This window comes from Streptomyces sp. NPDC004111, from assembly GCF_042874215.1.
GTDB lineage: Bacteria > Actinomycetota > Actinomycetes > Streptomycetales > Streptomycetaceae > Streptomyces.
The window spans coordinates 76,774-88,199 of sequence record NZ_JBIAMU010000014.1; the positions used below are offsets into that span (position 1 = coordinate 76,774).

9 protein-coding genes are annotated in these 11,426 nt (G+C 73.1%); 3 read left to right on the plus strand and 6 right to left on the minus strand.

Features of this window, described 5'->3' with window-relative positions; translation table 11 throughout:
- Positions 1–149: 149 nt before the first annotated feature.
- Positions 150–1,898: a glycoside hydrolase family 3 protein gene (locus ACFYVL_RS26250; RefSeq protein ID WP_389248879.1), complete on the minus strand. Its 1,749-nt coding sequence runs from the start codon at positions 1,896–1,898 to the stop codon at positions 150–152.
- Between the two features lie 282 nt (positions 1,899–2,180).
- Between ACFYVL_RS26250 and ACFYVL_RS26255 the strand changes: the two genes are divergently transcribed.
- The 3 genes from ACFYVL_RS26255 (at position 2,181) to ACFYVL_RS26265 (ending at position 5,330) form a co-directional block, all read left to right on the plus strand.
- Positions 2,181–2,906, plus strand: a complete 726-nt coding sequence (locus ACFYVL_RS26255; protein WP_389248881.1) for a TetR/AcrR family transcriptional regulator — start codon at positions 2,181–2,183, stop codon at positions 2,904–2,906.
- 305 nt (positions 2,907–3,211) lie between these two features.
- Positions 3,212–4,120 (plus strand): rhomboid-like protein, encoded by a 909-nt coding sequence (locus tag ACFYVL_RS26260; RefSeq protein WP_389248883.1) that lies wholly within the window; start codon positions 3,212–3,214, stop codon positions 4,118–4,120.
- Positions 4,121–4,226: 106 nt separating this feature from the next.
- On the plus strand, positions 4,227–5,330 hold the full coding sequence (locus tag ACFYVL_RS26265) for a serine hydrolase domain-containing protein (protein WP_389249218.1): 1,104 nt from the start codon (positions 4,227–4,229) through the stop codon (positions 5,328–5,330).
- Between the two features lie 74 nt (positions 5,331–5,404).
- On the opposite strand, the gene ACFYVL_RS26270 is transcribed toward ACFYVL_RS26265, so the two are convergent.
- The 5 genes from ACFYVL_RS26270 to ACFYVL_RS26290 all read right to left on the minus strand — a co-directional run bounded on the left by ACFYVL_RS26270 (position 5,405) and on the right by ACFYVL_RS26290 (position 11,402).
- Complete coding sequence (locus ACFYVL_RS26270) at positions 5,405–6,283, minus strand: geranyl diphosphate 2-C-methyltransferase (protein ID WP_389248885.1); 879 nt, start codon at positions 6,281–6,283, stop codon at positions 5,405–5,407.
- A gap of 15 nt (positions 6,284–6,298) precedes the next feature.
- On the minus strand, positions 6,299–7,516 hold the full coding sequence (locus ACFYVL_RS26275) for a family 2 encapsulin nanocompartment cargo protein terpene cyclase (protein WP_389248887.1): 1,218 nt from the start codon (positions 7,514–7,516) through the stop codon (positions 6,299–6,301).
- Positions 7,517–7,633: 117 nt separating this feature from the next.
- Entirely contained in the window at positions 7,634–9,046 is a 1,413-nt protein-coding gene (locus tag ACFYVL_RS26280; RefSeq protein ID WP_389248889.1) for a family 2B encapsulin nanocompartment shell protein, read from the minus strand.
- A gap of 462 nt (positions 9,047–9,508) precedes the next feature.
- Positions 9,509–10,141 (minus strand): hypothetical protein, encoded by a 633-nt coding sequence (locus ACFYVL_RS26285; protein WP_389248891.1) that lies wholly within the window; start codon positions 10,139–10,141, stop codon positions 9,509–9,511.
- A 595-nt stretch (positions 10,142–10,736) separates the two neighbouring features.
- Positions 10,737–11,402 (minus strand): GNAT family N-acetyltransferase, encoded by a 666-nt coding sequence (locus ACFYVL_RS26290; protein WP_389248893.1) that lies wholly within the window; start codon positions 11,400–11,402, stop codon positions 10,737–10,739.
- Positions 11,403–11,426: the final 24 nt, after the last annotated feature.

The following is an 11,426-nucleotide window of genomic DNA, read 5'->3' on the forward strand; positions in this document are numbered from 1 at the left end:
GCGGTGGTCGCGCGCGGAGAAGCGGAGTGGGGGAGCGGCGGTGGTCGCGCGCGGAGAAAGCAGGTCCGGGACCCGGCCCCCACGGACGGGTCCCGGACCCTTCTGCGGGGCCGGTCAGGTGCCCCGCGGTCCGGTGGGAGAAGAGCCGGTCAGAGCCGCAGGCCGTGGCCGTGCGGGAAGACCGGGTTCTCGGTGTCGTTGGGCACGTCCGGGCGGGCGGCCTCGACGGCGGCCATGGAGCGCGGCAGCTCGAACGGCAGCCGCCCCTCCGCCTTCGCCCGCCCGAAGGCCACGTCCAGCAGTGCCGCGTCGCTCGCGCCGAAGTCGGCGATCAGCGCGGCGGCGTGCGCGGCGATCTCGGGGATGACGGCGGCCCGCTCCAGGTTGATGCAGACGAGGGTCGGCACCGCGTCCAGCAGAGCGAGGATCCGGGTCAGCTCCGCGCCCTCGAAGGCGAGCGTGCCCGAGTGGAAGAAGGACTCGAACTTGTTGGCCCGCTCCTCGTAGGGGGTGCGCAGCCGCACCACCGCGAAGTCCGCCTCGCCCGGGGTGGCCACGACCTCGCCGTATCCGGCGGCGAGAGCGGGGTCCACGTTCTCGACGTACAGCTTCGGCCGCCCGGCCGGCAGCGGGAGCAGTCCGCCGTTGGCCAGAACGGTCAGCGAACGGCGCTGGGCGGCTTCGCCCGCCGCCCGGAAGTCGGCGCGGCCCACCGTCTCGGCGGCCAGGTCCACGTCCACGTACCGGCGGTCGAAGAGGCCGAGCACGAACTTCTCGCGCAGGACGCGGCGTACGGAGACGTCGATGCGCTCCTCGGAGACGCGGCCCGAGCGGACCAGCTCCACGATCACCTCGGGGCAGGCCTCGCCGCCGAACTGGTCGCACCCCGCGTCCAGCGACTTCGCCGCCAGCTCGGGGCGCGAGAGGTGCTCGACGCCCCAGGCGCGCGCCGGATGCGGCTCGCCGAAGATCCGGGACTCGGTGAGCAGGCCCCAGTCGGTGCAGACGATGCCCTCGAAGCCGAGTTCGTCGCGCAGCAGGCCCTGCACGACGCCCTTGTTGAAGCCGAAGCCGACCTCCTCCCAGTCGGTGCCGACCGGCTGGCCGTAGTACGGCATCATCTGCGACGCACCGGCCGCGATGGCCGCCTTGAAGGGCTCCAGGTGCAGGTCGCGCATGCCGCCCGGGTAGACCTGCTCCTTGCCGTGCGCGAAGTGCGGGTCCTCGCCGTCCTTCTGCGGGCCGCCGCCGGGAAAGTGCTTGACCATGGCGGCCACCGAGTCCGGGCCGAGCCGTTCGCCCTGGAGGCCGCGTACGTACGCCCGCACCAGCGCGCCGGTCACCTCGGCGTCGGAGCCGAAGGTGCCGTTCTGGCGGGACCAGCGGGGCTCGGTGGCGAGGTCGATCTGCGGGTGCAGGGCGACCCGGAAGCCGACGGCCAGGTACTCGCGGCGCACGATGTCCGCGAACTGCTCGACCAGGGCGGGATCGTTGATCGCGGCGAGGCCGAGGGGCTCCGGCCAGGCGGAGAAGGCGCCCGCGTTGAAGGACGCGCCGACGTTGTCGGTGAAGGAGTGGCGGGGGTCGGTGGAGAGCGAGAGCGGGATGCCCAGGCGGGTACCGGCCGCCATCTCCTGCACGCGGTTCGCCCAGACCGCCATCTCGCGGGCCCCGTAGGTGCCCAGGAGGTTGAAGTGGGTGAGGTGCTTGCCCTCGATCAGCTCCGGAGTGGTGAAGGGGAGCATCGATCCGTCGGTCTCGGTGACCGGCGAACCGTCCGGGTTCATCATCAGCATGTCGTGGAACAGCTGGCCCGCCTTCTCCTCCAGCGTCATACGGGGGAGGAGGTCGTCGACGCGCCGGTCGGGGTCGAGGCCGGGGTCCTGGTAGGGGTGCACGGTCGATGCTCCTGGGCGGTGAGGGGGTTTCGGCGGACCGGGCCGGGGAGGGCGAGGGGCTGGTCCCGGGGAGGTTTCCACACATGAGTGACACGTGTAATCAACTGGCCGACCGGGACCGTGGTCCGGCTCCGGCGCGAACAGGCTAGGTGTGAAAACCGAGTGACCACTAGGTTTCATTCATGTGGCGTGGCTCACATCGCGAGCCCGTTCCTTCCCGGCCCGGCCCTCCCGTGCGCCACGCCCCGGAGCCGGGCGAACCGCGCCCCCTACGCTGGGCCCATGGCAGAGGGCAGAGGCCGGGCGACCCGCGCACACGCGGCTGAACCGGCGAGCGGGGCGGAAAACGGCGCGCCCGGTGGTGGCGCGCACGGCGGCACCCGGGGAAGTGCCCGCGGGAGCTACGCGGTGGGGGACGCCCGCCGTCGGCGGATCCTGGACACCGCCGTCGAGCACTTCGCCCGGTGGGGCTTCCACGCCTCCTCGATGGCCCGGATCGCGCACGACTGCGGGATCACCCAGGGCGGTCTGCTGCACCACTTCCGCAGCAAGGAGGACCTGCTGCTCCACGTCCTCGCGCAGAGCGAGCGGCACGACGTGCAGCAGCTCTTCGCGACCGCACCCGCATCGGTGGCCGAGGGGTTCGCGGCGCTGGTCCGGCTCGCCGGGGCCAATACCCGGCGCCCCGGCCCGGTCCGCATGTTCAACGTCCTGGTCGGCGAGGCGGGCAACCCGGGCCACCCCGCCCACCGCTACTTCCGCGACCGCTACGCCCGGGTGCTCGGCCACACGGCCGACCTGCTGGAGGCGGGCATCGCCCGGGGCGAGATCCGCCCCGACCTCGACGTGCGGGCCTGTGCGCAGGAGCAGATCGCGGTGATGGACGGCCTCCAGCTCCAGTGGGCGCTGGACGAATCGGCCCTCGACATGCCGGGCAGGCTCCGGGAGTACCTGGACCGGACGCTGCGGCACATCACGGTGGACGGCAGCGGGCTGCCGGCGGCGTGAGGCGGCCGGCGCGGCCGAAACCGGTCCGCGGTGGTGCGGTTTTGGCCAATGCCGCACCCGAACCGGCCGCCGACGTCCCTGAACCTGTGAAGGTTGCCTCAACGGGGGGCAATGTGAGGTGAGTCATAGACGTGACGGGATATCGGGGCGGATGGTGAGCGTTGTCTGCACGGGACGCGGCCTCGGAAGCGGTCCCGCCAACAGCAGTCGAACGCGAAAGACGCGGCCGAAGGACACGGGCGTGGCTTGACGATTCCGGCCGCGCGCCCGTGGGTGCGACGCCCGGGGGAATGGGGCCTCACACCGTGGACCGCGCAGCGACGAAGCAGAGGCGAACCTGCCGACGGCAGCGGACGGCGACCGCTCCGGAACCCCTGAACGCCGTACCGGGCCGGCACCCCGCCGCGACGGCGGCCTCCGGACCGTGGGGCGCGCCCCTCACCGACACGCCCACCGCCGACGCGGAAGCCCCCGGCACCGCCACGGACGCCCCGGCCGCACCCGTCTCCGGTACGAGCCCGGCCGGCCCCGCCGCCGACGCCGCCCGCACCCACCCCCGGACACCCCCGTCCGCCGGGCGCTGGCACCTCTGGCACCTGCTGCCCACGCCCACCGGCACCCCCTTCACCTTCTGCTACGCCCTCGTCCTCGTCGCCACCTCGCTCTACGCGCAGCTCGGCGACCCGGCCACCGTCTCCGCCGCGCTCCGCGCCTCCAGCACCGACGTCGCACACCTCACCAGCAGGCCCGTGCTCGCCCTGGTGGGCAGCGCGCTCTGGGTGGCGGGCGGGCTCGCCTCCCCGTACGCCCTGGGCTTCCTGGTCGTGCTCACCGCGCTGGAGCGCCGCATCGGCGGACTCCGCACCGCCGGGGTCTTCGCGTTCGGGCACGTGGTGGCCTCGCTGGCCACCGAACTGCCGGTCGGCATCGCGGTCTGGGCCGGCCACCTGCCCGAAACCTCGCTCCACCGGCTCGACTTCGGCATCAGCTTCGGCCTGATGGCGTGCGTGGGCGCGCTCGCCGGGGTGCTGCGGCTGCCGTGGCTGCGGTGGGGGCTGCTGGGCGTCGTCGGCCTCGTACTGCTCCAGGACCTGGTGGCGTACGCCGATCCGCTGACCGCGCTCGGCCATCCGCTGGCGCTCTGCCTGGGGCTGGCGACCTGGCCCCTGGTGCGCCGCTGGAAGGCCCGCAGGGCCGCCCCCTCGTACCTCTGAGCACCGCTGTGACGTGGGTCTCCCATGATCCACCGATGAGTTGACGCCCTCCGTACGGTCATACCTGGTGACCGTTGGCCTACGGAGGGCGTTTTCCGTGTCGAACATGCAGAAGCAGCTCCAGCACACCTGCGACGAGCTCGTCGGGTCCGGGGCCGAGCGCGGCATCCAGGTGTCCGTGTACCGGCACGGGGAGCCGGTCGCGGAGGTCGTCGCGGGGGTCGCCGACCCGGCGACCGGCCGCGCGGTGCTCCCCGACACCCCCTTCTACAACTACTCCATCGGCAAGGGCGCCACCGCGACCGTCGCCCACCTGTGCGTCGAGCGCGGCTGGTTCGGCCCCGCCGGGTACGAGACGCGGGTGGCCGAGCTGTGGCCGGAGTTCGCGGCGCACGGCAAGGAGGCGGTGACACTGCGGCACGTCCTCACGCACTCCGCGGGCGTGCCCGGCGTCCCGGCCGGCACCACCGTCGCCGACGTCTGCGACTGGGACACCATGTGCGCGGGCCTCGCCGACGCCGAACCGTGGTGGCAGCCCGGCACGGCCGTCGGCTACCACGCCTACACCTTCGGGTACCTGGTCGGCGAGCTGGTGCGGCGCGCCACCGGACGGGGCATCGCCCAGGTGCTCCGCGAGGAGATCACCGCTCCGCTGGGCGTCGCCGACGAGCTCTTCTTCGGGATGCCCGAGGACCAGCAGCCGCGTCTGGCCCGGCTGGAGGACGGGCCCGCCGGGGACTTCGACATGAGCACGCTGCCCGCCGACCTCCCCATGTTCAGGGCCGCGCCGATGGCCCTGCTGCCGACCGCCGCCCTCGGCAACCGTCCCGACATGCTCGGCGCGGACGTCCCGGCGGGCGCCAAGACCTCGGCGCGTGCGATCGCCCGGATGTACGCGGCGCTGCTGGACGAGGTGGACGGCGTACGGCTGCTGCCCCCGGCGCGCACCCGCGAGGCGACGGCCCGCGCCGCAAGCGGCCCCGACCAGGTCTTCGGCAACGAGTCGACCTGGGCCCTGGGCTACGCACTGGGCCTGCCCGTCCCGGAGGGCGACAGCACGGAGACCGTCTTCGGCATGGGCGGCGCGGGCGGCAGCTGGGCCGGTGCGGACACCGCGACCGGCACCGCGTGGGCCGTCACCAAGAACGTCCTCAGCCAGGACTTCGGGACGGCGAACCGCCTCACGGGGATCGTCCGCGCGGCGGGCTAGCCGCGGTCCGGTACGCGTGAGGTCCCCGCGCCCAGGCGTCCGCCGGGCGCGGGGACCTCACCGGCCGGGGCCGGTCAGACGCGGTCGGCCGCGATCAGCACGTACTGGAAGGAGCCGTCCCGGTACGAGTTGATGAACGCCTCCTCGATCCCCGTGACCAGCGACGACGTGGCGCGCAGCTCCCAGTAGGGGAGCGTCTCGGGGGTCAGGTCGACGATGGCCTGGGGGACCAGCCGGTTGTCGGCCATGGCCTTCAGGTACTCCCTGCGGGAGTGGATGTTGCACTCGAAGTGGGCGTTGATCTGGGAGACCCACTTGGAGGGCTGGCCGTAGCGGGGGTTCCAGCAGCCGGTGATGGTCACGTACCGGCCGCCGCGCTTGAGGACGCGGGAGTGCTCGGCGAAGAGGTCGTCCAGGTCGACGTACATGCTGGACTCGTTGTTCCAGGAGGCCGTCGCCGAGCCGGTCTCGAAGGGGGTGTCCAGCATGTTGCACACCTGGGCCCGGACGTGGCTGTCGATGCCCAGTTCGCGGGCGCGCCGGTTGGCGAACTCGGCCTGCTTGGCGGAGAGGGTGACGCCCTCGGCGCGGCAGCCGAAGCGCTGGTGGGCCATGACGGAGGAGCCGCCGCGCCCGCAGCCCGCGTCCACGACCGTGTCCTGGTGGCCCACGGCGCCGAGGTGGTCCAGCAGCACGTCCGTCTGGGCGGACTCCAGGCGGTGCAGTTCGGCGATCAGCCGCTTCTCGTACGAGCTGTCCCCGGTGTTCCCGAGCGCCTCGTGGTCGACCGCGCCGACACCGTAGTGGTGGTGGTAGAGCCCGTCGACGTCGCCGAGACGCAGGTTCACGGGCCTGGCTTCCTGGTCCCAGTAGCGGGCGATGTCGCCCTGGTAGGGCGAGGCCGGGGAGGGGACGGAAACGGAGGTGCCGTTGGCGATATCGGTGCTGGTCACAGTGGGAAGTGCTCCTTACCAGAAGTCGGGCAGGCTGTAGCGGTAGGTGTTCGTCCGATGCCAGTCGTGGTTGCCGTCGACCCAGGCGGCCACGCCCCGCAGGAAGCGCAGCACGGTCGGGACGGGGCAGGCGACGGCCAGGGCCGCGGCCTCGGACTCGAAGGTGTGCATGAGGTCGTTGTGGACCTCGACCGCCTTGAGATAGGCGTCCCGGTCGGACAGCCCCTCTCGTTCGGCGATCAGCACCGGCAGGTTCAGGTGGAGGCCGGGGCTGTTGAGCTCCTTGGTGTAGGAGTAGAGGTCGTTCATGACGGTGGTGGCGTTGCCGGCGAGCGCGACGACCCGCTGCATGTCCGGCCTGGCGTGCAGGTCGGCGGGGAGTTCGTAACCGCCGACCGTGTCGGTGATGGTGGGGCAGGGGCGGAAGTTGTTGAACTGGCGCATCGCCAGGTACTCCCACACCTCGGGCACCTGCTCCGTCTGCGCCCAGGCGGCCTCCGCGAGATAGCCCAGGTGCAGCCGGGCCATGTCGTGCCGGAACCGGTCGGCCTGGGAGGGGCTCGCCATGCGTACGAAGTACTCCATGGCCGAGCGGTACGCGCGGCGGGGGGCGTCCGAGTGGAGCGACTCCGTCCATGGCGGCTCGTACTCCTTGGTCGTGTGGACGGGGTCCAGTGCGGTGTGGGCCAGCAGCAGTCGGCTGCCGAGCCCGACGGGGGACCCGCCGTGGTCCTCGCAGTAGCAGTCGTCGACCGCGTTCTCCGCGACCATCAGGCGGGTGGCGACCATGACGTGCTCGACGGTGGGGGCGTCGGGGTGGCAGCCGACCATGTAGCTGCCGACGGAGAAGCCGTCGAACTCCTCCTCCCACTCCGGGGGGAACGCCTGGACCTCGTCCACCGCCCACCGCTTGATCCGGTGGCTGACCTCCGCCACCCGCGCCGGGTCCGGCGGCGGTACGGGGTGGAAGTAGAGGCCGGGGATCGCGGGCGCCGCCGCGTGCTCCGCGACCGCCGCGGCGGCGCTCTCCGCGTCCCCCGCCGCTTCCCCGTCCCCGGTCCGCCGCTCCTGCGCCGGAGGTGCCGGTGGCTCCTCGCGCGGCGTGAGGCTCAGACGCAGACCCTGCGTACCGAGACCGCTGGGGCCGCGCAGGAGCCGTTCCAGGGCGGCGTTCGGCGGGGGCGGAGCGGCGGGCGGGCTCGGCTGAGGGGATGACAGCCCGGGGTCGGGCATCCGTAACTCCTTGGCTCTCTGGGAGAGTTGGCGGTCGGGCGCGGGACGGCGTGGCGGTGGTGCGGGGCTTTCGGGGTTTCCGGGGTTTCCGGGGTTTCCGGGGCGCCGAGGGCGGCGCTAGTCGCGCCTGCGGAAGATCTCCACGTTCTCCAGCACGCCCAGCGCGTCGGGCAGCAGGACGGCGACGGAGTAGTACGTGGTCACCAGGTACGAGATGATCGACTGCTCGCTCATCCCCATGAACCGCACCGACAGACCGGGCTCGTGCTCGTCCGGCAGGCCGGTCTGGCGCAGCCCGACGACGCCCTGGCTGTCCTCGCCGGTGCGCATCGCGAGGATCGAGCTGGTCCCCTCCTTGCTGATGGGGATCTTGTTGCAGGGCAGAATCGGTACTCCGCGCCAGGCGGGCACCTGCTGGCCGCCGAGGTCCACGTGGTCGGGATAGAGCCCGTAGGCGTTGAACCCGCGGCCGATGGCGGCGATCGTCAGCGGGTGGGCGAGGAACAGCTTGGTGCCGCGGCGGCGGCACAGCAGGTCGTCGAGGTCGTCCGGGGTGGGCGGGCCCGAGTGGGTCTGGATGCGCTGCTTGAAGGACGCGTTGTGGAGCAGGCCGAACTCCCGGTTGTTGACCATCTCGTGCTCCTGGCGCTCCCGCAACGCCTCGATGGTCAGCCTGAGTTGCTCCTCGGTCTGGTTCATCGGCCCGTTGTAGAGGTCGGCGACCCGGGAGTGGACGCGCAGGATGGTCTGCGCGGCGGAGAGTTCGTACTCGCGCGGGTGAAGCTCGTAGTCTACGAAGGAGCCCGGCAGCAGGGCCTCGCCGGTGTGGCCCGCCGACATCGCGATCTCGGCCTCGCCGTGCCGGGTCTGGGGCCGGTCCGCCCGTTCGGCGAACCGCGCGAGGTGTTCCCGCAGGGCGGGCGAGGTGTCCCGTACGGAGTCGAAGTCGGCCCGGGACAGGGTGAGCAGGGTGCCGGAGGTCTCGGCGGTGGCCGTGCAGTCCCACGTCGGGTCGGTGTCCGTCAGCGCGCTCTCGCCGAACCGGCCGCCGTCGGCGACCACCCCGACGACGCTCACGTCCCCGTACTTGCCGAGCGAGGTCCGGCTGATCCGGCCGTGCGCGACCAGGTGGATCTGCTGGGCGGGGGCGCCGCGCTCGGCCAGCACCTCGCCCGCGCGGAACTCGCGCTGGACGCAGCGGTCGGCGAGCGCGGTGAGCACCTCGTCGTCGTCGAAGCCGCGCAGCAGGGCGAGTTCGCCCAGCTCGCGGGGGATGACCCGGACGTCGGAACCGTCCTGGACGAACTCGATGCTGCCGTCGCCCACGGTGTAGCTGAGCCGGCGGTTCACCCGGTAGGTGCCGCCCTGGGTCTCCACCCACGGGAGCATCCGCAGCAGCCACCGGGAGGTGATCTCCTGCATCATCGGGGCGGACTTGGCCGTGTGGGCCAGCTTGCGGGCGGCCGAGGTGCTCAGACTGGACTGCCGCGGCGGCACGACCTGTGCTTCCGGGCCGGTCTCAACGGTCATCGGGCGAAGTCTCCTTACGGAGGAGGGTGGTGACGCTGCGGAGAGTGACGGATGGTGCGTGGGGCGGGTCCACAGGTCGGTCCCGCGGGCCAGATCCACCGGAACGCTAACCGCCGGTCTGCCCGGATCGGCCGGAGAGCAGCCGGAGTTACTTCGATGCAGCGATCTTGATCCGCATCAGGTTTATCCGACTAACGGACGGTGCAGTGGGGTCCTCGCGGGTGCGGGGTGCGGGGTGCGGGGTGCGGGGTGCGGGGTGCGGGGTCCGGGGTGCGGGGTCCGGGGAGGGCGGCCCGTTCGCGCGGTACGGGGTGGGTGCCTCGGAACGCGCGACAGCCGCCCGGCGCGTGCACCGGGCGGCTGTCGGACTTCCCGTGGGGCGGACTTTCCGTGGGGCGGACTTCGGGCGAACCCGGGCGGCCGTCGGCGGCGCCTTCGCGGCCGACGCGCCTGCCCGGCGGGTCAGTTGAGGCCGGGGAGTGCGTCGATGACCCTGTCCAGCCTCGGGACCTTCTTCATTCCGTCGGTGGCCACCTCGTGCCCCTGGTAGATCACCGCGGTCATCACACCGTCCATGACCGGCGGGTCGGCGACCGAGACGCGGGGGAGGGCGCCGAAGTTCGACTCGGCGAGGGCGGACCGGAGTTCGGCCAGCTTGTCCGCGGGCATCTTGCCCTTCTTCGGCGGCTTCTTGCGGTCGACGGTGGTGTAGGTGCCGTCCTCGTTCACCAGCACGCTGCGGTGCCGGCCGTCGATGCCGCCGCTGACGGTGGCGGCGACGAGGCGTTTGCCCTGCGGGGGAGTGGGGTCGGAGGGCGGGACGGTCGGGGAGGGCGGCGGGGTCGTGGGCGGCGGGGTGGAGGGTGCCGGGGGCGTGGTGCTCTTGTCGTCGGCCTTCTGGGAGGGGACCGTGACGGAGCCCGGGGACTTCGCGGCGTCGGGCGAGGTGTTCTGACCGCAGCCGGTGAGCAGGAGTCCGCAGAGCAGCGCGGTGGTTGCCGCTGCCGTGGCCCTTGCGGTTGCTGTCGCGGCTGTCGCGGCGGTCGTTGCCGACGCGGCTGTGGTTGCCGTTGCTTTTGCGCCACCGTTTCGCATGGTGCTCCCGTCCTGTGCCGTCCGAGTGCCTTGGCGTGGTGAGTGTTCCGGTGTGGGGCCGGAACGGCTCCTTGCGCGGCTTGGACGATCCCACGCCCCCATCCGTTCCCTCCCGCCCCGGGGGCCCGCACCTTTTCACCCTCCCGCCGACGCCCTTGGGCGGCGCGACCGCACCGGTTTCGCTCCCGCCGCCGCTCCTTTGGGCGGCGGGGCCGCACGATTACCCACCCCCGCCCTCGCCCCCTTGGGCGGCGGGGCCGCACGACTACCCACCCCCGCCCCCGCCCCCTTGGGCGGCGGGGCCGCATCGTTTCACTCCCGCCCCCGCGCCCTTGGGCGGCGGGGCCGCCCCCCGGGGGCGGGACGGGCGGGCAAGGGGGCGGCGCCCCGGTGGAGCTGGGGCTTGGGGGTCCGGGCGGCTGCGGCGGTTCGCGGTGGGGCCACTGTTGCGGCGGCGCGGCGGGGGCGGGCCGGGCCGGGAGGGGTGCGGCTCCGCCGGGGGCCGCCCCATGCCCACCCGTCCCGCCCCCTGGGCGGCCCCGCTGCCCATGGGGCGGCGGCGTGGCTGCGGCGCGGCGGCGGTGGGGCTGCTCGGTCAGGGGGAGGGGGGTGTGGGGCGGAAGATTCCCGTGAGGGGGGAGACGCGGTGCCAGCCCAGCGTCGTGTACAGCGCACGCCCCTCGTCCGTCGCCCCGAGGACGCAGTCCTCCGCCCCCTGCTCCGCCGCACACGCCTCCAGCGTCCGCATGACCAGCGTGCCCAGCCCCTTCCTGCGGTGCAGCGGGTTCGTCTCCACCTGGTCGATCACCGCCGTGCGGCCGGTGACCGCGACCTGGCCGCGCACCCCGAGGCCGCCGTCCGCCGCCAGCACCAGGACCTTGGTGAGTCCCGCCCTGGTCCAGGTCCGCAGGGTGTGACCCGGGGGGACATCCGGGGCCGCCGTACCCGGGACCAGGGGCAGCGTCATCAGGTGCCCCGGGGTGTCGTACTCCCAGTTGTCCGGCATCCACGGCGCCACCGCCTCCGGCGGCTCCACGAACTTCACCCAGGTGCCCGGCGCCGCGTCCGGCCGCACCAGCTTGGTGACCGTCGCCTCGTCGGACGCGTACCGGTCGAAGAGGACGTGCCGGGAGACCGCCTGGGCCAGTCCGATGTCGATCGTCACGCCCCACGGCTGCGGCACGGGGTCGGCGGACCCCCGGGACACCGCCCAGCCCTGCGTCCAGGCACGTACGGCATCGGTGGTGGTGGCGAGTGCCATGGCGGGTCCCCCTGCGTGAGTAAT